Source organism: Allobosea sp. P5_A5, assembly GCF_056400625.1.
Window position 1 is genome coordinate 316,113 of sequence record NZ_JBFUKY010000004.1, and the last position, 24,291, is coordinate 340,403.

Here is a 24,291-nt window from a genome sequence, read left to right on the forward strand (position 1 = left end):
AAGGCGGGCGGGGCGCCATAGGCGCCCCTGTTCAAGCGTCGGGCCGGCGCGTGAGCGCCGAAGGCCCGGTCAGTTGGTCGTCGCGACCTTGATCTCGCCGGGCTGCGGTGTGACCGCGACGCCGGGGCGCACCATCGGGTTTGCGTTGCCGCCGACGATGACCTTGTCCTGCGGGGTCAAGCCGGAACGAACGACGCGCAGGCCTTCACTCAGCGGACCGAGCACGATCGTCTTCGGCACCACCTTGTTCTCGGGACCGACGGTCAGCACGATCTTGTTAGCCTGGTCGGACGAGATCGCGGTGTCGGGCACGAGCAGCGCGTCGCTTTCGCCGGCGTAGTAGCGCAGCCGCCCGAACACGCCGGGCGTCAGGAACTGGTCCTTGTTGTCGAAGACGGCGCGACCGCGGATCGTCGCCGAACGGGCGTTCAGGGCGTTGTCGAGGAAGTTGACCTTGCCCTTGCGCTCCCATTTAGCCTCGTCGGCAAGCCGAACCTCGACCTGCGTGCCGGAGTTCTTGCTGGCATTGTCGCGCAGATTGGCCATGCGCGCGTAGCGCAGATAATCCGCCTCGGAGACGTCGAAGGTGAAGTAGATCGGGTCGACCGCGACGATCGTCGTCAGCAGCGTCGCGCCCGACTGGCCGCCCGCGATGAGGTTGCCCGGATCGACGCGGCGGTTGGAGATGCGACCGGCAGCGGGGGCCCGCACTTCCGTCCATTCGAGGTTGAGCTCGGCGTTCTTCAGGTTCGCTTCGGCGCCTTGCTGCGTGCCGATGGCGCTGTTGAGGTTAGCGCGGCGCTGGTCGACGTCGCGCGCCGTGATGGTGCGGTTCTGCGTCAGGCCTTCGGCGCGCTCGACCTCGTTTTGGGAGAGTTCGATCTGCGCCTTGGCGCGCGCGACATCGGCCTTGGCCACGTCGACGGCGAGTTTGTAAGGTCGCTGATCGATGGTAAAGAGCAGGTCGCCCTTCTTGACGAGGGCACCGTCTGTGAAGCTGACGCTGTCGATGAAGCCGGAGACGCGGGCGCGCACCTCGACCTGCTCGCTCGCCTCGAAGCGACCGGTATATTCGTCCCAGTTGGCGACGCGCTTTGCGAGTGGGCTGGACACCTGAACGGGCGGGGCTGGCGGCGCGCCCTGAGCCCACGAATCCTGCCCGAGCAGGGTGGCGGATGCGGCGGCGGTGAGCACCAGGCCGAAGAAACGGCTGCCTGACATGGGAAGACTCCGGATTGCAGGCGGGGCACGCCACGGATGCTTCCCCACCGTCGTCGCCGCTAAAAGGGGTGGGGTGTGACGAATGTCAAGAACCATCACCTATCACATGACGCTTTCTGGTCGCAATCTAGCAATATTTCCGCCATCCGGTTGCAGGAGCACAACGGATCGTGATCGTGGTGGGTGGCACGGCATCCAAATAAGAGCCCTCATCCTGAGGAGCCGCGGTCTCGCGGCGTCTCGAAGGATGCTCCAGATGTTTCCAGAGCCTCCGGGAGCATCCTTCGAGACGCACTCCTGCGGAGCGCTCCTCAGGATGAGGGCGGGCTAATTCCGGCTGTTTCCGGCCCTCGCCGAAGCCTCCAACACTTGCTGCCTTCGCGCCGACATCGTAACGCGTAAGCTGAATTCGAAGCCGGAAGAGTCCAGATGAACGCGCATGTCCGCCCCGCCGACCCCAAGAAGCTGATCAAGGGCGCGACCGGGGATTGGGAAGTCGTGATCGGCATGGAAATCCACGCCCAGGTCACCTCCAACGCCAAGCTGTTTTCCGGCGCCTCCACGGGCTTTGGCGCCGAGCCCAACGCCCATGTCAGTCTCGTCGATGCCGCCATGCCCGGCATGCTGCCAGTCATCAATGCCGAATGCGTCAGCCAGGCCGTGCGCACCGGTCTCGGCCTCAACGCCCAGATCAACAACCGCTCGGTCTTCGATCGCAAGAACTATTTTTATCCTGACCTGCCGCAGGGCTATCAGATCAGCCAGTTCAAGAGCCCGATCGTGGGCGAGGGCGAGATCGTCATCGATCTTTCGCCGACAGAGCATATCACGGTCGGCATCGAGCGGCTGCATCTGGAACAGGATGCCGGCAAGTCGATCCACGACCAGCACCCGACGATGAGCTTCGTCGATCTCAACCGCTCGGGCGTTGCGCTGATGGAGATCGTCTCGCGTCCCGATCTGCGCTCCGCCGACGAGGCCAAGGCCTATGTCACCAAGCTGCGCACCATCCTGCGCTATCTCGGCACCTGCGACGGCGACATGGAAAAGGGCAATCTGCGCGCCGATGTGAACGTTTCGGTGCGCAAGCCCGGCAATCCGCTCGGCACACGCTGCGAGATCAAGAACGTCAACTCGATCCGCTTCATCGGCCAGGCGGTCGACACCGAGGCGCGCCGCCAGATCGGCATCATCGAGGATGGCGGCACGATCGACCAGGAGACGCGGCTCTACGACCCCGCCAAGGGGGAGACCCGCTCGATGCGCTCCAAGGAAGAGGCGCATGACTACCGTTACTTCCCCGATCCGGACCTGCTGCCGCTGGAGTTCGACGACGCCTTCGTCGCGAAGCTCAAGGGCGGCTTGCCCGAACTGCCGGATGCCAAGAAAGCGCGCTTCATCGCGGAATACGGGCTGTCGCCCTATGACGCTTCGGTCCTCGTCGCCGAGCGCGATCAGGCCGATTATTTCGAGGCGGTGGCGACAGGCCGCGACGGCAAGGCTGCCGCGAACTGGGTCATCAACGAGCTGTTCGGCCGCCTCAACAAGGAAGGCAAGGACATCGGCGCCTCGCCGGTCTCCGCGAGCCAGCTCGGTGGTCTCGTCGACCTCATCGGCGAGAACGTCATCTCCGGCCGCATCGCCAAGGACCTCTTCGAGATCCTCTGGACCGAAGGGGGCGATCCGCGCCAGATCGTCGAAGCCCGCGGCATGAAGCAGGTCACCGACACCGGCGCCATCGAAAAGGCGGTCGACGAGCTGATCGCCGCCAATCCCGACAAGGTCGAGCAGGTCAAGGCCAAGCCCACCATGCTGGGCTGGTTCGTCGGTCAGGCGATGAAGGCCTCCGCCGGCAAGGCCAACCCGCAGGCCCTGAACGAGATCCTGAAAGCAAAGCTGGGAATCGAGTGAGCGCGTGACGCCTGCCGGCCTCGTCATCCGCGACGCCGAAGCCGCCGATCTCCCGGCGGTGCGGGCGCTGTTGGTCGAGACCTGGCATGCCACCTATGACGGCCTCTATGGCTGGCAGCGCGTCGCCGAGATCACCAATGCCTGGCATTCGCTGGAGAACCTCTCCAGCCAGCTCGGACGCGAGGAGGGCGTCTTTCTCGTTGCGCTGGTTGGCGATGAGATCGTCGCCACCGCGTCGGCCCGCAAGGAGCGCGACCGCACGGCCCTGCTGACACGGCTTTATGTCCTGCCGGCCTGGCAAGGCACCGGCATCGGCCGCACCTGTTGCAGGTGGCGCTGGCCTGTTTCCCCGAAGCGCCGGTGGCACGTCTCGAAGTCGAGAGCCGCAACGAGGCCGCGATCGCGTTTTATGAGCGGATGGGCTTTTTTCTGCAGCGTCAGGCTCGCTTCGACGGTCACGACGACACGCCGAACACGCTGCTGATGGCCAAGCGCCTCTTCGTCGAATGACCGTTCCCGTCTCTGCCTGAGCCGAAAGCCGCCGATGACCAACGCGCGCGTATCTCCAGCCGACATCACCATCCGGCGCGCCAAGGCCGGCGATGCCGCCCGCATCGCCGAACTGATCATGCATGGCGCCGCGACGCAGACGATGACGCCGGACGCTATCCGCGAGGAGGCCCGGCACCCAGGTTACGTGCAGGCCTTCGCCGAGATAGAAGCCAGCCAGGACAACACACTCTTCGTTGCCGAGCGGGCCGGCGAGGTCGTCGGCACCTTTCAGGTCACGTCGATACCCGGCATGGTGGCGCGCGGCGCCAGGCGCGGCAAGATCGAGAGCGTCCATGTCGCGCCGGAATGCCGTGGCATGGGCATCGGCAAGCTGATGATCGCGCATGCGCTGGCTTTCGCGAAGCAGCAGGGCGTCGGGCTGATCGAACTCAGCTCAAACAAATTGCGGCTGGACGCGCACCGCTTCTACCGCGACCTCGGCTTCTCCCAGAGCCATGAGGGCTTCAAGATGCAGCTCGGCTGACCAACGCTGACGCCGGAACTCAGCCATCGCCCTGAACCTCAGCCCTCATCCTGAGGAGCCGCGTCAGCGGCGTCTCGAAGGATGCTCCAGCTTGCCCCGGAACCTCCTGGACCATCCTTCGAGACGGCCCTGCGGGCCTCCTCAGGATGAGGGCTGTGTATGGATTTGCGCGTTCTCCGCATGGCGCGGCCGCACCGCAGGCAGGCTCGGCCACTTCCAGCCGGGCGCCCGGCTGCTTAGCTTCGCACCCGAAGCCCTATGGAAAGGACGCATCCCATGCCCCAAGCGCCGCAGACCCAGCCGATCGAACTGCATTACTGGCCGACGCCGAACGGCTTCAAGATCAGCATCATGCTCGAGGAATGCGGGCTACCCTATACGGTCGTGCCGGTGAACATCGGCAAGGGCGAACAGTTCAAGCCGGAGTTCCTGGCGATCGCGCCGAACAATCGCATGCCGGCGATCGTCGATCCGCAGGGGCCGGACGGCAAGCCGATCTCGGTCTTCGAATCCGGCGCGATCCTGCAATATCTCGGTCGCAAGACCGGGCAGTTCTATCCGAGCGACGAGCGCGACCGCGTCGAGGTCGACGAATGGCTGTTCTGGCAAATGGGCGGCTTCGGGCCGATGCTTGGCCAAACCCATCACTTCCGTGGCTACGCGCCCGAAAAGGTGCCTTACGCCATCGAACGCTATACCAACGAGGCTAACCGCCTTTACGGCGTGCTGAACAAGCGTCTCGAAGGCCGCGACTACATCTGCGGGGAATATTCCATCGCCGACATGGCCTGCATCGGCTGGGCTCGCAGCTGGGAAAAGCAGGGGCAGGATATCGCGCAGTTTCCGAACGTCGCTCGCTGGATCGAGACGATGATGGCTCGCCCGGCTGTCGCACGCGGCGTCAAGGTCGGTGAAGAGCTTCGCAATCCGGCCGGCATCAGCACGCCCGAGGAAAGAGCGGTCCTGTTCGGCCAAAAGTCGCGCTGAGGCCGTGGCCTGTCGGGCCTGCACGCCATGCTCGGGCTTGACCCGAGCATCTCAGGACGCAGGAGCGCGGGAGCCTATTCTGGCATGAGATTCTCGGATCGAAGCTTTGCTTCGTCCGAGAATGACGCCGAGCGTCGCGGGCAGCAGTGGGATCGGTCTGTGGCTTCAGTCGGCCCGCCTCCAGCCGGCCGAGCGACAAATCAGGCCGCCGAGCACGCAGCCGGCGGTGGTCAGCGTATCGCCGGCGAGCGTCATGGTGCCGGAATAGGTCTTGCCGTCTTCCGGATTGAAGGCCTTGCCGCTCCATTTGCCGGCCGCGTTCGGCGTCATGTCGTAGAAAATGCGCTGGCCGACCTTGGCTGGCCCCGCGGGATCCTTCAGCCAGGATATCGTTCCGCAAAGCGCGTCTCCGCATTTGGCGAAACGTACCCGCGAGGCGCCGGTGTCGCGCTGCCAGGTGCCGAGAACCTCCTGCGCCGAGGCGCCGGCCGTGCAACCGATCAATACCAGAGCGGCCATCGCGCCGAGCGCTGAACCTGTGTTCCTCATTCCATCCTCCCATGCCGGATGATCGTCGTCATCGTTTAGATATGAACGATAACGCGCTTTTTCGGAGCATCAAGGCGGTCGTTGCGTGGGGCTCAGTGGCAGGCCCCGTGGAGCAGGGTGAATCCATCGTCAACGCCGCGGTTTCGGGGCGATCGCCAGTCGTTTGAAATCACTTGGTTTTTCGGAATCTTGTCGTGAACGATCCGTTGATTTAACCGGGCGATTACGTTTCGTTGACACCGGATTCATCGCGAAATTTAGCGCCCGCTTTAAGGATCGCAGCCACTCTCAGCTCATCGGCCGGGGACCTTTGGACGGGTGATCGGCGAGCAACGACAACAGGGTGGTTCGTCATGGCACGTATGGAGATGAGCGCAATTCCCGCCTCGCTGGTGGCACCAGCGGAGGTTGCGGCCGAGGCCTATTACGAGCTGGGGCTGATGCACGCCTCCGGTCGCTCCGGCCCCGTCGACCGGGTCAAGGCGCAAACCTGGTTCAATGTCGCCTTCGCCCGCGGCTGCGCTCGCGCCGCCGCGGCCCGTCAGGAACTCGCGGCGGAGATGAGCCGCGACGAGATCGCCGTGGCGCTGCGCGAGGCCCGCGCGGTTCTCACGCGGCACTGAGCCGGGATATCCCCGTTCAGCCCTCATCCTGAGGAGCAACCGTAGCTTGCGTCTCGAAGGATAATCCCGCTGGTCCGGGAGCCTCCTCGAACATCATTCGAGACGTCACTCCTGACGGAACGGCTCCTCAGGATGAGGGCTGGTGGGTTTGACGCCGGGATCGAGCCACGAGCCTTGTGGGGCGGGGAGGCGGCGGCTATAAGCGCGCCGCATTCCCGAATTCGACCTCCCCAAGGATTTTTCGATGGCTGTCCAGCGTACCTTCTCCATTCTCAAGCCCGACGCGACCAAGCGTAACGTCACCGGCGCGGTCAACGCGGTCATCGAGAAGGCTGGCCTGCGCATCGTCGCGCAGAAGCGCATCCAGATGACGACCGAGCAGGCGCAGACCTTCTACGCCGTGCACAAGGAGCGTCCCTTCTTCGGCGAACTCGTCGAATTCATGACCTCCGGCCCGGTCGTCGTGCAGGTGCTGGAAGGCGAGGACGCCATCGCCAAGTATCGCGACGTGATGGGCGCCACCAATCCGGCCAACGCGGCCGAAGGCACCATCCGCAAGCTCTTCGCCCAGTCGGTCGGCGAGAACACCGCTCACGGCTCCGATGCCGCCGAGACGGCCGCCATCGAGATCGCCCAGTTCTTCGCCGGCAACGAAATCGTCGGGTGATTTAGCCGCGCTTTAGAGACGCGAAAGGCGGGCTTCGAGCCCGCCTTTTTTGTTTGATCTTGGAGGTCGTCATTCTCGGGCTTGACCCGAGAAGCTCATGACCCGATTACTCCGGTTTCCAAGATGCTCGGGTCAAGCCCGAGCAAGACGGCCTCCAACGGCCTCACATCCCGAACGAATAGCTCGAGCCGGTGTCGAAGGAGTAGCTCGCGGACAGGCCGATCGTGATCGAGTTTTTCGATCCGTAGGGCGTCACGATCGGCGAGCGAGCCGCGTCGCCGACGAGGCGCTTGTACTCGACATAGGCCGTCGTCTTGAAGCTGTCGGACCAGTTATAGGTCGCTTGCGCGATCGCGCCGACCGAATGCACGCCCGTATTGAAGCGCTGCAGCAGGCCGCCCGTGCCGGGCAGGGCGCCGGCGGTGCCGAAATACGTCCTGACATAATCGGCCGAGGCGATGCGCATGCGCGGGCCCGCGCCAAGCGTCCAGGGGCCGATATTGGTGAAGGCGTCGAGCTTCAGGTCGGCGACGATGCCGTCATGCGCGACGATGCCGCGACGAACATCGACGCGGCCACGCAGCCAGGATGCGGGGTAGAACTCGACAAAGGCGCCGGCCTCGCCGCCGAACTTCGTCGCGGGCACGGCAACCAGCGCCGGATTGACCTTGGCGCTGCGCTTCCACAGCAGGTCGCCCGAGAAGCCGATGCGCCAGCCCTGGCCGGAGAACACGCCGATGCTCAGCGTCGTATCGTCCTCGGCGCTCCACCAGGTGCTCTTCAGGCCCTTGCCGAGCGAGATGATCGGCCGGGCCCGAAAGACATAGTCGTCCGAGCCGGTGTAATCGGGCTGATAGCGCACGCCGGCGCCCAGCGTCAGATACCAGTTCTGTGCCGATTGGGCCGAGGTCAGCTGGGTGTAGTCCCGAGACTGGGCGTGTCCCGCACCGGGCAAAAGAGTAGCGAGGCCGAGCACGAGGCCCGCCAGATACGCAACGCAACGCATGGTCCACAACTCCGGCGCCGAGGCACCTCACACAAGGGATCTGCCGGCAATGTCCGTGATGAGGATTAAGGGCTGGTTAGCGTTGACGGGTTGTTACGCTTTGGTGGGCTCCAAAGCCGTCATTGCGAGCGTAGCGAAGCAATCCAGGAGGACGGGGTGGAGCGTCTAACCCAGTCTTACTGGATTGCTTCGTCGCTGTGCTCCTCGCAATGACGGTTCAACAGCGGCGAGAAAAACTCTAGAACCTTTCCCATGAACGCGCTGCCCCGCATCGACATCCGCCCCTCGGTCTGCCCGCATGACTGTCCTTCCGCCTGTTCGCTGGAGGTCGAGGTCGTGGACGGGCGCAGCATCGGAAGGGTGCGCGGTTCCAAGCGCCAGAGCTATACCGACGGCGTGATCTGCGCGAAGGTCGCCCGCTACGCCGAGCGCATCCACCATCCGGATCGTCTTCTGTATCCGTTGAAGCGCAGCGGGCCGAAAGGCTCCGGGCCGTTCGAGCGCATCTCCTGGGACGAGGCTCTGGACGAGATCGCACGCCGCTTTCTCGCCATCGAGGCCGAGCACGGACCGCAGGCCGTCTGGCCCTATTACTATGCCGGGACAATGGGGCTGGTGATGCGCGACGGCATCAACCGCCTGCGCAACGTCAAGCGCTATTCGGGACAGTATTCGACCATCTGCACCACCACCGCCTGGACCGGCTTCATCGCCGGGACGGGGCGTCTCGCGGGGCCGGACCCGCGCGAGATGGCGAAGTCGGATTGCGTGGTGATCTGGGGCACCAACCCGGTTCATACCCAGGTCAATGTGATGAACCATGCGATCAAGGCCCGGAAGGAGCGCGGCGCCAAGATCGTCGCCATCGATATCTACCGCAACGCCACGCTGCAACAGGCCGATCTCGCTCTTGTCCTGAAGCCCGGCACCGACGCGGCGCTGGCCTGCGCGGTCATGCATGTGCTGTTTCGCGACGGCCATGCCGACAGGGATTATCTCGCGCGCCATGCCGACTGTCCCGACGAGCTGGAAGCGCATCTCGCAATCCGGACGCCGGACTGGGCCGCCGCCATCACAGGTCTCACCGCTGCCGAGATCGAGGAATTCGCGGCACTCGTCGGTACGCGCCGGAAGAGCTTCTTCCGGCTGGGCTATGGTTTCTCCCGCCAGCGCAACGGCGCGGTCGCCATGCACGCCGCGCTCTGCGTGCCGACCGTGACAGGCGCCTGGCAATATGAGGGCGGCGGCGCCTTCCACAGCAACAGCGGCATCTACAAATGGCGCAAGGGGCTGATCGAGGGGCTCGATACCGTCGATCGCAGCGTGCGCCAGCTCGATCAATCGCAGATCGGGCGGGTCCTGACGGGCGATCCGGACGCCTTGCGCCAGGGCGGTGCGGTCAAGGCGCTGTTCATCCAGAACACCAACCCGGTCTCGGTCGCTCCGGAGCAGGAGCTGGTCAAACAGGGCTTCGCCCGCGAAGACCTCTTCACCGTCGTCCACGAGCAGTTCATGACGGAGACCGCCCGGATGGCGGACATCGTGCTGCCCGCCACCCAGTTTCTGGAGCATGACGACCTCTACCAGGGCGGCGGCCATCAACACATCATGTGGGGCGGCAAGCTGATCGAGCCTCCGGGAGAATGCCGCTCGAACCACGAGGTCGTCTCGGCGCTCGCCTTGCGTCTCGGTGCCGAGCATCGCGGCTTCGCCATGACGCCGCGCGAGATCGTCGACCAGACCCTGCAGGACACCGGCCGCGGAACGCTCGAGGAGCTGATCGCCAGCGAATTCATCGATGTGCAGCCGGATTTCGAGACGGCACATTATCTCAAGGGCTTCGGCTATCGCGACGGCAAGTTCCGCTTCAAGCCGGACTGGCCGAAGGTGCCGAACGCCAATGACGGGCTTGTCGGCCCTTATGCCGCGATGCCGGCCCTGCCTGACCAGTGGGATGTGATCGAGCTCGCCGACGACGAACATCCCTTCCGCCTCGCGACCAGCCCGGCCCGAAGCTTCCTGAATTCGACCTTCACCGAGACGCCCGGCTCCGTGAAGAAAGAGGGCGGCCCCACGGTGATGTTGCATCCGGACGACGCGGCGGGACTTGGCATCATCGATGGCGATGAGGTCATCCTCGGCAATCGCCGGGGGACGGTGCACCTCACGGCCGTGCTCTTCCCCGGCGTCGTTCGCGGCGTCGCGATCGCCGAGTCGATCTGGCCGAACGCGGCGCACAGGCATGGGCGCGGCATCAACACGCTGACCGGCGCGGATTCGCCCGCGCCCTTCGGCGGCGCCGCCTTCCACGACAACAAGGTCTGGATCAGGAAAGCGTGACGGTCAGTCCTCTTGACCTTTCGGGCATCTGTGTCATGCGGAGGCAAGGCGGCGCCGATCAGCATGCGATCCGCTTCTTTCGAGAAAGACGGGCGGACATCATGATGATGCGGCGGATGAGTGCGGTCGTTCTGGCCGGTGGGTTTTCGCTTCTTCTGAGCGCTGCGGCCTATGCCGCCAGCAGCACGACGCCGATCCCGCAAACGGACCCGACGGCGAAGAACCTTACCCCCTACATGATCAAGCTGCGCGCTTTCGATGCCTGCCTGGTCACCCAATCCGGCCTGATGGGGACGATGCGCGAGGCGGTGCACACACCTTGCAGCTGCTACGCCAACGGCACAATCGAAGCCATGAGCAAGGACGAAATCCAGTCGTTCCGCGACACCGGCTACTTCAACGATTCGGCGCGAGAGAAGGCGCTGGGCTTCCTCGACAAATGCAAGCTCAAGCGCCCGTTCTGAGCTGATCAAGCCTTTAGGTCATTCTCGGGCGAAACTTAGCTTCGGCCCGAGAATGAGCGCACGGATAGGCCACGGCCTCTCGTCACCAGAACGCTCGGGGCGTTTGAGGACAACAAGCCGGGCCAACTTTGCCTCCCGCCTTTCTGCTGCCATGCTCCTGACAGTAGTTGTCAGTCGAGCTGAGTCATCCTGACGCTGCCGATAAACACGCCATCGCTCGCCGAGCGTTCGCGATGGCCGATCAGGAACCGGTGGGGGATAAGAGCCGTGCAGCGCGCCGAACGTTTGCTGGACATGATCCAGAGCCTGCGGCGCCGCAGGCGACCTGTGACCGCGGAGACGCTCGCATCGGAGCTCGGTGTCTCCGTACGCACGGTCTATCGCGACATCGGCGCTCTGGTACGGCAGGGCGTGCCAGTGCGCGGCGAGGCCGGAATCGGCTATGTGCTTGATGCCGGCTTCGACCTGCCGCCCTTGATGCTTTCGCCTGACGAGATCGAGGCGGTGCTCGTCGGTATGCGCTGGCTGACGGAGCGGGCCGACCCGACGCTGGCTCGCGCGGCCGAGGACGTCGTCAGCAAGGTCGCGGCCGTATTGCCGCCGCATCTCAGGCCCGTGCTGCTGGATGGGGCGTTGTTCGCGGCCTCCTATCCCGGTGACCTGCCGGTCGATCAAGTCGATATCGGGCCCGTCCGGGCCGCGATCCGCAACGGCCGCAAGCTCTCTATCGCCTATAGCGACGAGAGCGGACACGCGACGCAGCGGATGATCTGGCCGATCGGCATGACGTTTTACGAGCGTGTCCGCGTCGTCATCGCCTGGTGCGAACTGCGCCAGGCGTTCAGACATTTCCGCACGGACCGGATCACCGAGCTTTCGGCTTTGGAGGAGCGTTATCCGGGCCGCCGCGCCGATCTCTTCCGCCGCTGGCAGAAGGAGGAGGAGCAGGCGCGAGAGGAATGGGCGCGCTGCCAGCGCGAAGGCGGGCAGGGCGGCGCCTCAGCGCCCGAGTTTCAGAATATGTCTCAGCCGCGCTCGACGTCTCCGGCCACCAGCCTCGCCCGCCCGGACGCGACCTCCGCCAGCGCGGCCGGATAAAGCCTGAGCTCCTCGACGAGGACGCGCTGCGACAGGGCGTCTTCGTCGTCGCCGGGCAGCACCGGCACCTTGGCCTGCAGGATCACGGGCCCGGCATCGAGCTCCGGCACGACGAAATGCACCGAGCAGCCATGCTCGATGACCCCGGCCTCCAAAGCTTGCCGATGCGTGTGCGTCCCCTTGAACAGCGGCAGCAGCGAGGGATGGATATTGATCATCCGCCCCTCCCAGCGCTGGACGAACCATGGCGTCAATATCCGCATGAAACCCGCGAGCACGACGAGGTCGATCTGGTCCGCCCGCAGCCGTTCGTCCACCGTTCTCTCGAACGCTTCCCGATCCTTGCCGAAGGCGCGGTGGTCGACCGTTGCCGTGGCGATCCCGAAACCCTGCGCCCGCTCCAATCCCAGGACATCGGGAATGTTGGAGAGGACCAGCGCGATCTCGGCCGGATAATCCGGCGCTTGCGCGGCTTCGGCCAGCGACGCCATGTTGGAGCCGCGCCCGGAAATCAGGACGCCGACGCGGGTGCGGGAGGCAACGCTTGGTTGCTCATCGATCATGCGAAGCCCTCATCCTGAGGAGCGGCTGCAGGCCGCGTCTCGAAGGATGCTCCAGATGGTGCCGGAGCCTCCAGAACCATCCTTCGAGACGCGCTTCTGCGAAGCGCTCCTCAGGATGAGGGCTGAGGAAGACAGGCCGCGTGCGCTCACAGCGCGAGCGTGCCGCGATAGGCGACCTGCTCCTCGCCGTCCGCAACCGGGACCACCTCGCCGAGCCTGACCGGCTTTTCGCCGGCGTTTTCGAGCGCGGCGAAGACCTCTTCAGCTTTGCCTGAATCGGCCGCGACGATCATGCCGATGCCGCAGTTGAAGGTCCGCAGCATTTCACGCTCGACGACCCCGCCGCCCTTCGCCAGCCAGCCGAAGACGGGCGGGACCGGGATCGCCGCCAGATCGAGGGAGACGCCGAGGCCGGCCGGCAGCACGCGCGGGATGTTGTCGGGGAAGCCGCCGCCGGTGATATGCGCCAGCGCCTTGATGCCGTCCGTCATCTTCAGCGCCTGAAGCAGCGGCTTCACATAGATGCGCGTCGGCTCCAGCAAGGCCTTCGCCAGCGTCTTGGCCGGTGCGAAGGGGGCGGGGGCATCCCAGGCGAGACCGCTCATCTGCACGATGCGGCGCACCAGCGAATACCCGTTCGAATGAACCCCCGAGGAGGGCAGGCCGAACACCCGGTCGCCAGGCTTCAGATCCTCGCGCGGCAGCAAGGTGCCACGCTCGGCCGCGCCGACAGCGAAGCCGGCGAGATCATAATCCTTCTCCGCATACATGCCCGGCATTTCGGCGGTTTCGCCGCCGATCAGCGCGCAACCGGCCTGTCGGCAGCCATCGGCGATGCCCCGCACGATCTCGACCCCAACCTGCGGATCGAGCTTGCCGGTCGCGTAATAGTCTAGGAACAGAAGCGGCTCGGCACCCTGCACGATGAGATCGTTGACGCACATCGCGACCAGGTCGATGCCGATCGTCGCGTGCAGCCCGCTCTCGATCGCGATCTTCACCTTGGTGCCGACGCCATCATTGGCCGCGACCAGTATCGGGTCGCTGAAGCCCGCCGCCTTCAGGTCGAACAACCCGCCGAATCCACCGATCTCGGCATCCGCTCCGGGGCGCCGGGTGGCGCGCACGAGCGGCTTGATCTGGTCCACCATGGCGTTGCCGGCATCGATATCGACGCCTGCCTGCGCATAGGTCAGTCCGTTCGCGCCGGGCTTGCTCATCACGCTCTCGCCTTCAATTCCTGTTCGCGCGAGCGATAGGCAAGCGGGTGGCGGCTGGCAAGGCGTTTGGATCGGCAGATGCCGTTTCGCACGGGCGAATACGCGCGCCGGATACCCGCCTTCGCGCGCGTCAAGGGTGAGAAGCGGATGGCTGTCGGCCTTGCCGGCCGCTGGCGTCATCTGCCGCGTTGCGCCAAGCTGCCGGCATGACGATCCCCAACCTGATCACCGTGGCCCGGCTGTTTCTGGTTCCGCTGATCATCGTGACGATCGTGAACGCGCAGTGGCAGACGGCGTTTGTCATCTTCGTCGCAGCCGGCCTATCGGATGCGGTCGACGGCTATCTGGCGCGTCACTGCGGGATGGCGAGCGAGCTCGGCGCCTGGCTCGACCCGCTCGCGGACAAGGCGCTGATCGTCTCGATCTACGTGACGCTTGCGATCGTAGGGGCTGTCCCCGTCTGGCTCGTCGTCCTCATCGTCATGCGCGACCTGATGATCGTCGCGGCGGTTCTTCTGTCGTTGTTGTTGGGCCGGCCGCTTGCGATCAAGCCGTTCCGCGTCAGCAAGCTCAATACGGTGGCGCAGATCGGATTCGCAGCATTATTGCTCGGCTCCCGCGCCTTCGGCGTCGATGCCGGTATCGCCTTTTCGATAGGGCAGGCGGCGGTCGCCATGTTGACGCTCGCCTCCATGGCAGCCTATCTCGCCTTCTGGTTTCGGCATATGGCGGCCTGATCGCTCTATAGCCTTGCCTTTGGGGAACTTTGTGGAAGCGCCGCTCTTGAAGAGAGGGCGCCCGCCGCGCGAAGAGGCTGATGGATGACGTTGCAACGCCAGATCGGCTTTTGGCTGGGATCGCTCCTCGTCTTCGTCATTTTCCTGGTGATCTTCCGGGACATCCTGCTGCCCTTCATCGCTGCTCTGGCGCTGGCTTATCTGCTCGATCCCTTGGCCGATCGCCTTGAGCGCATGGGGATGGGCCGGCTCGCCGCGACCATCGTGATCCTGGTCGTGTTCCTGATGATCTTCGTGCTGGCGCTGGTGCTGCTCGCGCCGCTGCTGGGTCAACAGCTCGCAGGGCTCGTGACCCGGCTGCCGCAGGATGCGACGCGGCTTCAGGAACTGCTCATGGAAAAAGGCGCGCCCTGGCTCGAGCGCTTCGGCGGTGGCGATATCGCCAAGGAGGCGCAGAACTCGCTCGGCAATCTGGTCGGGGAGGCGACCAAATGGGTCGGCGGTTTGCTCCAGTCGGTCTGGAGCGGGGGCACGGCGATTGTCGGTGTGTTCTCGCTGCTGGTCCTGACGCCCGTGATCGCGTTCTACCTGCTGGTCGACTGGGACCGCATGGTGGCGACCGTCGATGGCTGGCTGCCGCGCGACCACCGCGACACCATTCGCGGCCTGCTGCGCGAGATGGACATCGCCATCGCCGGGTTCCTCCGCGGACAGGCGTTGGTCTGCCTGCTGCTGGGCACCTTCTATGCCATTGGGCTGAGCATCATCGGCGTCAATTTCGGCGCCCTGATCGGCATCATCTCCGGCTTCCTTTCGTTCATCCCCTATGTCGGTTCGTTGACCGGGCTCGTGCTCTCGGTCGGCGTGGCGACCGTCCAGTTCTGGCCGGACTGGACCTGGCCGCTGGCGACGCTCGGCGTCTTCTTCGTCGGCCAGTTCCTGGAAGGAAATATCTTCCAGCCGAAATTCGTCGGTGATTCCATCGGTGTCCACCCGGTCTGGTTGATGTTCGCGCTGCTCGCCTTCGGCACCCTGTTCGGTTTCGTCGGCCTGCTGATGGCGGTGCCGATGGCCGCGATCGCCGGCGTGTTGTGCCGCTTCGCGCTGCGCCAATATCTCGCCAGCAACCTCTATCGGGGCGGGCCGGCACCCGAGACGAAGGAGATCGTGGTCAAGGTCGATCTCGATCGCTGAAGCCCGATGTCCGATAGTCCCGCGCGCCCGCGCCAACTGGCCTTCGACCTGCCGCTCGACAGCCGACACGGCATCGAGGATTTTCTTGTCGGCCCTTCCAACGAAGCGGCTTACGGGCTCGTCGAAGCCTGGCCGAACTGGCCAGAGTCCTGGCTGCGGCTGATCGGGCCGGCCGGCGCCGGCAAGACGCATTTGGCGGCGATCTGGGCCCGCGGGGCCCATGCCTGGACTGTGCCCGCCTCCGAGATCGCCGACGACAAGGTCGCGCATCTGATCTCGAACGGCGCCCTCGTGATCGAGAATTGCGACGCAGGCCCGTTCGATGAAGCGGCCCTGTTCCACCTGATGAACGCGATCAAGGCGCGAGGCGGGCATCTGCTGCTGACGGCACGCTCCGCGCCCGATCTCTGGGGCGTGAAGGTGCCGGATCTTCTATCGCGGCTCCGGCTGGCGCCAGGCGCGATCATCGGCCCGCCCGATGACGGGCTGCTGCGAGCTGTCCTGGTCAAGCTCTTCATCGACCGCCAGCTTGTGGTCGATACGGCTGTGATCGACACGCTGGCGTTGCGGATGGAGCGTTCTTTCAGCGCCGCGCGGCTCGTTGTCGAGAGGCTCGACCGGCTGGCGCTGGAGCGCGGCCGACGCGTCACGCGTCCGCTGGTGCAAGAGGCGCTGGCCGAGCTTTTCCCGGACGACCCCATGGACATCCTCTCGTGAGCCGGCGAGATGAAATCCGGTTTTGTCATCGAAACGTCACGCTAGAATGGCTTTCAACGAGCACATGATCAGACCGACCAGAACCCGGGCGAAGCGCATGAGCACCGAAATCGTCACGGATGCTCCGGAAAAGGCCTTGAGCGAAAGCGAGGCGCTGCCGGTGCGTCAGCAGCCCGGGCGTTTCATGAATCGTGAGCTTTCCTGGCTGCAGTTCAACCGCCGGGTCATGGAAGAGGCGTCGAACCGCAGCCACCCGCTGCTGGAGCAACTGCGCTTCCTCTCGATTTCCGCCAACAACCTGGACGAGTTCTTCATGGTCCGCGTGTCGGGCCTTCGCGAGCAGCTTAAGGCTGGCGTCGTTACACGCAGCCAGGATGGGCTGACGCCCGCCGAGCAACTGGTCGAGATCGGCAAGGCCGTGCTGGCGTTGACGGACGATCAGCAGGCGCGCTGGGCCGAGTTGCGCCGCGACCTGCATGAGAATCGCATCCACCTGCTGGCGCCCGGAGACATCGGCCCGCAAGACCGGATCTGGCTGGAGGATTACTTCCTCAACTACATCTTCCCGGTCTTGACGCCGCTGGCCATCGACCCGGCCCATCCGTTCCCCTTCATCCCCAATCTCGGCTTCACCGTCGCGCTGGCGCTGGAGCGCAAGAGCGACGGCCGCAACCTCGACGCGCTGATCCGCGTGCCGACCAAGATCGATCGCTTCATCGAACTGCCGGATCTGGCCCGGGAAGGTCTGCACCGCTTCATCACGCTGGACGACGCCGTCTCGCTTTTCATCACCAAGCTGTTCCCCGGCTATGAGGTGAAGGGCGCCGGTTCCTTCCGCATCATCCGCGACTCGGACCTCGACATCGAGGAGGAGGCCGAAGACCTCGTCCGGGTCTTCGAGACCATGCTGAAGCAGCGGCGCCTCGGTGTCGTCATCCGGCTCGAAATCTCGACCGGCTTGCCTGAACACCTGCGCCGCATGGTCGTGCGTGAGCTCAAGGTGGACAGCGACGAGGTCGTCGAGGTCGATGGCATGATCGGGCTGAACGAGCTGTCGCAGCTCGTCGGCGTCGACCGGCCCGATCTCAAATTCAAACCCTATAATGCCCGCTTTCCCGAGCGCATTCGCGAGCATGGCGGCGACTGCTTCGCCGCGATCCGCCAGAAGGACCTGCTCGTCCACCACCCCTATGAAAGCTTCGACGTCGTCGTGCAGTTCCTGCAGCAGGCGGCGCGCGATCCTTCCGTCGTCGCCATCAAGCAGACGCTATACCGCACGTCCTCGAACTCGCCGATCGTCAAGGCCCTGACGGAGGCGGCCGAGGCCGGCAAGTCGGTGACGGCGCTGGTCGAGCTCAAGGCCCGCTTCGACGAAGAGGCCAACATCCGCTGGGCCAAGGAGATGGAGCGCGCCGGCGTCCAGGTCGTCTACGGCTTCATCGAGCTGAAGACTCACGCCAAATTATCGCTCGTGGTGCGCCGCGAGGCCGGCCAGCTCGTGACCTATTGTCATATCGCGACCGGCAATTATCACCCGATTACCGCACGTATCTACAGCGACGTCTCGTTCTTCACGGCCGATCCGGCTCTTTCCCAGGACGTGGCGCGGATCTTCAATTTCATCACCGGCTATGCCGAGCCGGCCGGCCTGGAGAACATGGCAGTCTCGCCATCAGGCCTGAAGCAGCGTCTCCTGGCCGACATCGCCGAAGAGGTCGCCTATGCGAAGGCCGGTCGCAAGGGCGCGATCTGGGGCAAGTGCAATTCGCTCGTCGATCCCGAGATCATCGACGCGCTCTACGATGCGAGCCAGGCCGGCGTCGAGATCGACTTCGTCGTGCGCGGCATCTGCTGCCTGCGGCCGGGTGTGCCGGGCCTCTCGGACAATATCAGGGTGAAGTCGATCATCGGCCGCTTCCTCGAACATACCCGTATCTATGCGTTCGGCGGCGGACACGGCTTGCCCTCGCCCAAGGCGAAGATCTACATTTCCTCGGCCGATCTGATGCCGCGCAACCTCGATCGTCGCGTCGAGGCGCTGACGCCGATCCTGAACCAGACCGTGCATCAGCAACTGCTGGACCAGATCATGCTCGCCAACTTCCTCGACAACGAGCAGAGCTGGACGATATTGCCCGATGGCGGCTCGCGCCGGGTCACGCCCGGGCCCAACGAGGAACCGTTCAATGCCCACAAGTACTTCATGACGAACCCGAGTCTGTCCGGACGTGGAAAATCGCTTTCAAGCTCGAGCCCCCGTGCGCTTTCCCGCCGCGGCGGCCGCAAGGCCTGAGATGAGACACGCGCCCGGCCGGCTCGCGCTGTCAGACACCATCGCCATCGTCGATATCGGGTCGAACTCGGTGCGTCTCGTCGTCTACGAGATGCTCGGTCGCGCGCCTGCGCAGGTGTTCAACGAAAAGGAAATGGCCGGTCTCGGGCGGCAGGTCGCGACCACCGGCCGACTGGCCGACGACGCGATCGAGAAAGCGATCGAGGCCCTCATTCGCTTCCGCATCCTGTGCCAGGCTATGCATGTCGGCCAGATCCGCGTCATCGCGACGGCCGCCGCGCGTTATGCGGAGAACGGTCCGGCCTTTATCGCGCGCGCCGAGGAAGCGGTCGGCCAGCCGATCGAGCTGATCTCCGGTGGGCGCGAGGCGATCCTTTCCGGGCTTGGAGTCATGTCCGGCTTCTACGAGCCCGATGGCGTCGTCGGCGATCTCGGCGGCGGCAGTCTGGAGTTGATCTCCGTATCTGGCGGTGGTGTCGGGCAGGGCGCCAGCGTGCCGCTCGGGGGGCTGGCCCTGCTCGACCGCTCGAAAGGCTCGCTCAAGGCGGCGGAGAAGATCGTCAAGGACGAGCTCGACAAGCTGCCGCAGCTCAACGCGATGAAGGGGCGAGACTTTTTCGCCGTCGGCGGAACCTGGCGTGCGCTCGCGACGCTTCACCAGCGCCGCGTCGCCTATCCGCTCAATGTGATGCACGGCTACGCCATCCCGCCCCGGGACGCGGCCGATTTCGTCAAGCTGATCGAGCGGGCCGACGCATCGATGCTGGAGGCGATCGACGCCGTTTCGTCGGCGCGTCGGCCTCTGCTGGCTTATGGCGCGCTGGTGCTCGACGAACTGATCAAGCGCGGCAAGCCGCGCAGCATCATCGTCTCGGCGCAGGGCGTGCGCGAGGGGCTGCTGCATGAGCAGCTCTCGCCGGCCGAGCAGGTGATCGATCCGCTTCTGCAGGCGGCGAGGGATTATAATCTGCTCCGCGCCCGCGATCCGCGCCATGCCGCCGAACTCGTGCGCTGGACGCAAGGGATCCTGCAGACAGCCGGGCTGGCCTCCGACGAGACCTCCGAGCGAATGATCGAGACCGTTTGCCTGCTGTCCGACATCGGCTGGCGTGCGCATCCCGACTATCGTGGCGAGCAAAGCATGAACGTCATCGCCCATGCCTATTTCACAGGCATCGACCATGTTGGCCGGGCTTTTCTGGCGCTGGCGATGTTCCATCGCTATGCCGGGCTGAAGGCGGTCTCGCCTGCCGCCGACGGCCTCAAGACGCTGCTGTCTCCGCTGCTTTTCGAGCGCGTCCAGCTCATCGCCGCGATCTTCCGGGTGGCCTATCTGCTCTCCGCCGGGATGGCCGGCATACTGCCGCGAATTTTGGCAGGCTGCGTCGACAAGCGTCTGAGACTGCGCTTTCCGTACGATCTGGCGGCGCTGTCGAGCGCGCGCGTCGAAGGCCGCGTCAAGCAGCTGGCCAAGCTGCTTGGGCGGGAGGTCGAGATCGTGAGGGGCTGACGCGCCTCTACTCAGCCGGCGGCGCGCAAGCGCGCGAAGCCGGCGTCGAGATCCGCCTTGAGATCGTTGAGGCTTTCCAGCCCGATATGGATGCGGATCGTCGGCCCCTTATGGGCCGGCACGGTCACCGTGCGATAGTCGCGACAATCGAAGGGAAGCACGAGGCTCTCATAGCCACCCCAGGACGCGCCGATCCCGAACAGCGTCAGCCCGTCCAGCATCGCAGCCACGGCCTCCATCGAAACGGGGTTAAGTTCGATCGAGAACAGGGAGGAGGCGCCGGTGAAATCCCGCTTCCAGATTTCGTGGCCCGGTGCGCCCGGCAGGGCAGGATGCAGCACCCGCGCGACTTCCGGCCGCTCGCTCAGCCATTGCGCAATGGCGATACCCGCGGGCATCTGTTCCTTGAGCCGAATGGCCATCGTCCGCATGCCCCGCAGCGTAAGGAAGGCATCTTCGGGCGCGACGATGAGGCCGAGCTGGTGCCAGGCGGCATTGAGCTTCTTGTAGAGCTCGGGGGTGCGTGCAGAGATGGTGCCGATCAGCACGTCGGAATGACCGGCATAGTATTTCGTTCCGGCCTGCACCGACAGATCCACGCCGAACGCGTGCGCGTCGAAGAACAGCGGCGTCGCCCAGGTGTTGTCCATCGCTACGAGGATATCCCGTTCATGGGCCGCCGTGACGATCGCCGGGATGTCCTGCATCTCGAAGGTCTGGGATCCCGGTGCCTCCGTCCAGACCAGCTTCGTGTTGGGCTTGAACAGCGTGGCGATATCGGCGCCGATCAGCGGATCGTAATAGCTGGTCTCGACACCCATCCGCTTCAGGAACGTGTCGCAGAAATTCCGCATCGGCCGATAGACGCTGTCCGTCACCAGGATGTGATCGCCGGACGAGACCACCGCCAGCGGCGCCAGCGTGCAGGCCAGCAGGCCGGAGGGGGTCACTACCACGCCGGCGCCATTCTCGACGGTCTCGACGGCCGCTTTCAAAGCATCGAGGGTCGGGCTGCCATCCGTGCCGTAGGTGTAGCGGGCCTTGCGGACGAGGAAGTCGGCCGTGTTCGGATAAACGACGGTCGAGCCTCGTACGATGGGCGGATTGACAAAACCGTAGCTGTCACTCGGGTCCCTCCCGGCAAGGACGAGACGGGTTTGCTCGCCAAGGCGCGCAAATTCGGACGGAGGCAGCTTTTTCATGGAACCGACAGGTCTGGGGCAGGACGGAACGGTGGCACACTTGACCACATTCAGAAACTCGCATGTGATGAATGTGGCGAACAAGGGGCGAGAATGGCGGATGACCCTTGCTTGACGCTCATGGGTCGCTCTGGCAATCGACTTAAGCGAGGGGACGCCGCTTCATTTCTGGAATAACCGAGCGGTGAGGGAGCCGCCGGCGGCGAAACCAGTTTTTTGGCTTTCCGGCATGGCCGGAATGCTTTGCATCGATGGGAGAATGTGGATGAAGAAGTTTCTGGCAGCAGCCCTTTTCGCGGGCGCCGGCGTAGCATTGACGGCAACCGGTGCTTCCGCTCAGGCAACGCTGGCGCAGGTCAAGCAGCGCGGTATGGTGAACTGCGGTTCCAACACGGGCCTCGCTGGCTTCGGCGTGCCGGATGCGCAGGGCAACTGGACCGGTCTGGACGTCGATTATTGCCGCGCGGTTGCGGCGGCGATCTTCAACGACCCGACCAAGATCAAGTTTATTCCGCTGTCCGCCAAGGACCGGTTCACCGCTCTGCAGTCGGGCGAGGTCGATCTCCTGGTCCGCAACTCGACCTGGACGATGACGCGCGACGCCTCTCTCGGCCTCGCCTTCACCGGCATCAACTACTACGACGGCCAAGGCTTCATGGTCCGCAAGAAGCTCGGCGTCAGCTCCGCCCTGCAGATGAACGGCGCGTCGGTCTGCACCCAGCAGGGCACGACGACCGAACTGAACCTCGCCGACTATTTCCGCGCCAACAACATGAAGTACGAGGTCGTCGCCTTCGCCTCCGCGGACGAGACCGTCAAGGCCTATGACGCCGGCCGTTGCGACGCCTTCACCACCGACGCTTCGGGCCTCTATGCCGAGCGCCTCAAGCTCACCGCGCCGGACGACCACATCGTGCTGCCGGAGATCATCTCCAAGGAGCCGCTCGGCCCGTCGGTTCGCAACAACGATCCGCAATGGTTCGCGCTGGTGAAATGGGTCGGATACGCCATGCTGAACGCCGAAGAACTTGGCGTCACCAAGGCGAATGTCGATCAGATGACCAAGTCGGACAATCCCGAGATCAAGCGTCTGCTTGGCACCGAGGGCAAGTTCGGCGAGCAGGTCGGCCTCACGACGGATTGGGCCGTTCGTATCGTCAAGCTGGTCGGCAACTACGGCGAATCCTTCGAGAAAAACGTCGGTACCGGCTCGCTGCTGAAGATTGCCCGTGGCCAGAACGCGCTCTGGACCAAGGGCGGCCTGCAATACGCCCCGCCGGTTCGCTGATATCTTTTGGAAGGCGCCGGTCCATCGGCGCCTTCTCTCTGTTCGCGGCCTGACAGCAGCCGCCTCGCCGCGAGCCGCTCATCGAAGCGTCCCGCGGCGTTTTTGTATCCGCTCGCGAGGCGGCTCTGGTTGGTCCGGGATTTGCTGCTGAGAATTCGATTGGGATTTCGCGTCAGCGGGACTTGCCGTTCCGGCAATTGCTGCTCAAGATTTGACCAGTCGGGAGAGCGGGACCAACCCGCTCCGAACAGGGGATCGGCATGACAGCACACAGCTTCGACGCTATCGGCGCAGCGCCTGCGGATTTTGGAATGACGCCTCGGTGCTGAGCCCGGATCGGGCCTGCCGCCGAGGCGCGCCCTCCACCGCGTGATCGACAAAAGACGGCACGGATAACAGCACGACCTCGGCGCGACCGCACCGCCGCAGGATCGCCGGCCGAAACAAGCGAAGCAAAAGAGGGCGTGGCAAGTGTCGAGCATCCCCGACAAGACGATTTCACCCGGCAAGGCGTCGTTATTCTACGACCCGAAGATACGCGGCTACGCCTATCAGATCCTTCTGGTTCTGGTCGTCGGCTTTCTGATCTGGTCGGCCACCTCGAACGTCATCGAGAACCTTCGTGCGCAGAAGATCGCCTCCGGCTTCGGCTTTTGGAACAACGCGGCCGGCTTCGACGTCAACCAGAAGCTGATCCCTTTCAGCGCGTCGGGCTCGACCTATGGCCAGGCCTTCTTCGTCGGCTTGCTGAACACATTGCTTGTGGCGGCGATCGGCATCGTCCTCGCGACGATCCTCGGCTTTGCGGTCGGCGTCGCGCGCCTCTCCGACAACTGGATCATCGCCAAGCTTGCGATGGTCTATGTCGAGCTGATCCGGAACATCCCGCTGCTGCTGCAGCTTTTCTTCTGGTACAACGCGGTGCTGAAGCCGCTGCCTGACGCCCGCAACTCGATCTCGATGCCTGGTGGCATCTACCTGAACAATCGCGGCATTATCCTGCCCACCCCGCAGTTCGGTGCGGCCTTTGAGGCGGTCGTCATCGCCTTGCTGATCGCGATCGTTGCAGCTGTCGTATTTTTCGTCTGGAGCCGTCGCCAACAGGCCCAGACAGGCCGGCAATATCCCAATGGCTGGATCGCGTTGGCTCTGGTCATCGGCCTGCCGCTTCTGACGTTCTTCGTCGTCGGACGGCCGCTGGCTTTCGAGTATCCGCAGCAAGGCCGCTTCAACCTGACCGGCGGCGTCCAGATCTATCCCGAATTCGTGGCGCTCCTGATCGGCCTGACGACCTACACCGCCGGCTTCATCGCCGAAGTGGTGCGTGCCGGCATCCTAGCCGTCTCGCGCGGACAGACGGAAGCCGCCAATGCCCTGGGACTGCGCTCGGGGCCGACGCTCAAGCTCGTCGTGATCCCCCAGGCCATGCGCGTGATCATCCCACCGCTGACCTCGCAATATCTCAATCTGGTCAAGAACTCGTCGCTCGCCGTGGCGATCGGCTATCCCGATCTCACCCAGGTCTTCATGGGCACGGTGCTGAACCAGACGGGCCAGGCGGTCGAGATGGTCTCGATCACCATGGGCGTCTACCTCACGATCTCGCTGGTGACCTCCTTCGCGATGAACATCTACAACAAGCGCGTCGCGCTCGTGGAACGGTGA

At 64.5% G+C, this 24,291-nt stretch carries 22 protein-coding genes and 1 pseudogene; 17 read left to right on the forward strand and 6 right to left on the reverse strand.

All coding sequences use genetic code 11. The features are described from left to right. Nucleotides 1–69 precede the first annotated feature (69 nt). Complete coding sequence (locus tag AC1DR6_RS11120) at nt 70–1,221, reverse strand: efflux RND transporter periplasmic adaptor subunit (protein ID WP_476829280.1); 1,152 nt, start codon at nt 1,219–1,221, stop codon at nt 70–72. Between the two features lie 429 nt (nt 1,222–1,650). Between AC1DR6_RS11120 and gatB the strand changes: the two genes are divergently transcribed. From gatB to AC1DR6_RS11140, 4 genes are all read left to right on the forward strand, one after another. After that, nucleotides 1,651–3,132 (forward strand): Asp-tRNA(Asn)/Glu-tRNA(Gln) amidotransferase subunit GatB, encoded by a 1,482-nt coding sequence (gatB, locus tag AC1DR6_RS11125; protein ID WP_476829281.1) that lies wholly within the window; start codon nt 1,651–1,653, stop codon nt 3,130–3,132. A 4-nt stretch (nt 3,133–3,136) separates the two neighbouring features. Further along, on the forward strand, nt 3,137–3,616 hold the full coding sequence (locus AC1DR6_RS11130; RefSeq protein WP_476829282.1) for a GNAT family N-acetyltransferase: 480 nt from the start codon (nt 3,137–3,139) through the stop codon (nt 3,614–3,616). Nucleotides 3,617–3,676: 60 nt separating this feature from the next. Beyond that, the gene (locus tag AC1DR6_RS11135; protein ID WP_476829283.1) at nt 3,677–4,168 is read left to right on the forward strand and encodes an N-acetyltransferase family protein; all 492 of its coding nucleotides are present in this window, start codon (nt 3,677–3,679) and stop codon (nt 4,166–4,168) included. 276 nt (nt 4,169–4,444) lie between these two features. Then, nucleotides 4,445–5,155: a glutathione S-transferase N-terminal domain-containing protein gene (locus tag AC1DR6_RS11140; RefSeq protein WP_476829284.1), complete on the forward strand. Its 711-nt coding sequence runs from the start codon at nt 4,445–4,447 to the stop codon at nt 5,153–5,155. Nucleotides 5,156–5,320: 165 nt separating this feature from the next. Here the strand turns inward: AC1DR6_RS11140 and AC1DR6_RS11145 are convergent, their stop codons facing one another. Next, on the reverse strand, nt 5,321–5,704 hold the full coding sequence (locus tag AC1DR6_RS11145) for a DUF2147 domain-containing protein (protein WP_476829285.1): 384 nt from the start codon (nt 5,702–5,704) through the stop codon (nt 5,321–5,323). Between the two features lie 368 nt (nt 5,705–6,072). On the opposite strand from AC1DR6_RS11145, the gene AC1DR6_RS11150 reads away from it, so the two are divergent. Continuing rightward, nucleotides 6,073–6,327, forward strand: coding sequence for a hypothetical protein (locus AC1DR6_RS11150; RefSeq protein ID WP_476829286.1), 255 nt, complete (start codon nt 6,073–6,075; stop codon nt 6,325–6,327). A gap of 244 nt (nt 6,328–6,571) precedes the next feature. Beyond that, complete coding sequence (ndk, locus tag AC1DR6_RS11155; protein ID WP_476829287.1) at nt 6,572–6,994, forward strand: nucleoside-diphosphate kinase; 423 nt, start codon at nt 6,572–6,574, stop codon at nt 6,992–6,994. Between the two features lie 163 nt (nt 6,995–7,157). Here the strand turns inward: ndk and AC1DR6_RS11160 are convergent, their stop codons facing one another. Beyond that, nucleotides 7,158–8,000, reverse strand: a complete 843-nt coding sequence (locus AC1DR6_RS11160) for a MipA/OmpV family protein (protein ID WP_476829288.1) — start codon at nt 7,998–8,000, stop codon at nt 7,158–7,160. 252 nt (nt 8,001–8,252) lie between these two features. Between AC1DR6_RS11160 and AC1DR6_RS11165 the strand changes: the two genes are divergently transcribed. From AC1DR6_RS11165 to AC1DR6_RS11175, 3 genes and pseudogenes are all read left to right on the forward strand, one after another. Beyond that, nucleotides 8,253–10,340, forward strand: a complete 2,088-nt coding sequence (locus tag AC1DR6_RS11165; RefSeq protein WP_476829289.1) for a molybdopterin-containing oxidoreductase family protein — start codon at nt 8,253–8,255, stop codon at nt 10,338–10,340. A 116-nt stretch (nt 10,341–10,456) separates the two neighbouring features. Next, the gene (locus AC1DR6_RS11170) at nt 10,457–10,804 is read left to right on the forward strand and encodes a hypothetical protein (protein WP_476829290.1); all 348 of its coding nucleotides are present in this window, start codon (nt 10,457–10,459) and stop codon (nt 10,802–10,804) included. Between the two features lie 267 nt (nt 10,805–11,071). Continuing rightward, a pseudogene (locus AC1DR6_RS11175) lies at nt 11,072–11,740 on the forward strand (helix-turn-helix transcriptional regulator); the annotation flags it as partial. Nucleotides 11,741–11,829: 89 nt separating this feature from the next. Here AC1DR6_RS11175 and purN read toward each other — a convergent pair. Together purN and purM are read right to left on the reverse strand one after the other, a co-directional pair. Beyond that, nucleotides 11,830–12,465 (reverse strand): phosphoribosylglycinamide formyltransferase, encoded by a 636-nt coding sequence (gene purN / locus AC1DR6_RS11180; protein ID WP_476829291.1) that lies wholly within the window; start codon nt 12,463–12,465, stop codon nt 11,830–11,832. A 146-nt stretch (nt 12,466–12,611) separates the two neighbouring features. Beyond that, on the reverse strand, nt 12,612–13,685 hold the full coding sequence (gene purM, locus AC1DR6_RS11185) for a phosphoribosylformylglycinamidine cyclo-ligase (protein WP_476829292.1): 1,074 nt from the start codon (nt 13,683–13,685) through the stop codon (nt 12,612–12,614). A 78-nt stretch (nt 13,686–13,763) separates the two neighbouring features. On the opposite strand from purM, the gene AC1DR6_RS11190 reads away from it, so the two are divergent. The 6 genes from AC1DR6_RS11190 to ppx all read left to right on the forward strand — a co-directional run bounded on the left by AC1DR6_RS11190 (nt 13,764) and on the right by ppx (nt 20,136). Beyond that, the gene (locus AC1DR6_RS11190) at nt 13,764–13,895 is read left to right on the forward strand and encodes a hypothetical protein (RefSeq protein ID WP_476829293.1); all 132 of its coding nucleotides are present in this window, start codon (nt 13,764–13,766) and stop codon (nt 13,893–13,895) included. Next, nucleotides 13,892–14,422 carry a CDP-alcohol phosphatidyltransferase family protein gene (locus AC1DR6_RS11195; RefSeq protein ID WP_476829294.1) on the forward strand — a complete coding sequence of 177 codons (531 nt, stop codon included), beginning with the start codon at nt 13,892–13,894 and terminating at the stop codon, nt 14,420–14,422. Before AC1DR6_RS11190 ends, AC1DR6_RS11195 begins: the two co-directional genes overlap by 4 nt. Before the next feature lie 84 nt (nt 14,423–14,506). Further along, nucleotides 14,507–15,616 (forward strand): AI-2E family transporter, encoded by a 1,110-nt coding sequence (locus AC1DR6_RS11200; RefSeq protein WP_476829295.1) that lies wholly within the window; start codon nt 14,507–14,509, stop codon nt 15,614–15,616. Nucleotides 15,617–15,622: 6 nt separating this feature from the next. Beyond that, nucleotides 15,623–16,333, forward strand: coding sequence for a P-loop NTPase family protein (locus AC1DR6_RS11205; RefSeq protein ID WP_476829296.1), 711 nt, complete (start codon nt 15,623–15,625; stop codon nt 16,331–16,333). A gap of 97 nt (nt 16,334–16,430) precedes the next feature. After that, the gene (locus AC1DR6_RS11210; RefSeq protein ID WP_476829297.1) at nt 16,431–18,626 is read left to right on the forward strand and encodes an RNA degradosome polyphosphate kinase; all 2,196 of its coding nucleotides are present in this window, start codon (nt 16,431–16,433) and stop codon (nt 18,624–18,626) included. Between the two features lies 1 nt (nt 18,627). Next, complete coding sequence (ppx, locus tag AC1DR6_RS11215) at nt 18,628–20,136, forward strand: exopolyphosphatase (protein ID WP_476829298.1); 1,509 nt, start codon at nt 18,628–18,630, stop codon at nt 20,134–20,136. An 11-nt stretch (nt 20,137–20,147) separates the two neighbouring features. On the opposite strand, the gene metC is transcribed toward ppx, so the two are convergent. Beyond that, a complete protein-coding gene (gene metC, locus AC1DR6_RS11220; RefSeq protein ID WP_476829299.1) occupies nt 20,148–21,338 on the reverse strand; it encodes a cystathionine beta-lyase in 1,191 nt (396 codons plus the stop codon). A 265-nt stretch (nt 21,339–21,603) separates the two neighbouring features. Between metC and AC1DR6_RS11225 the strand changes: the two genes are divergently transcribed. Both AC1DR6_RS11225 and AC1DR6_RS11230 read left to right on the forward strand, forming a co-directional pair. Then, nucleotides 21,604–22,626 carry an amino acid ABC transporter substrate-binding protein gene (locus AC1DR6_RS11225; RefSeq protein WP_476829300.1) on the forward strand — a complete coding sequence of 341 codons (1,023 nt, stop codon included), beginning with the start codon at nt 21,604–21,606 and terminating at the stop codon, nt 22,624–22,626. A gap of 471 nt (nt 22,627–23,097) precedes the next feature. Then, nucleotides 23,098–24,291 carry an amino acid ABC transporter permease gene (locus tag AC1DR6_RS11230; RefSeq protein ID WP_476829301.1) on the forward strand — a complete coding sequence of 398 codons (1,194 nt, stop codon included), beginning with the start codon at nt 23,098–23,100 and terminating at the stop codon, nt 24,289–24,291.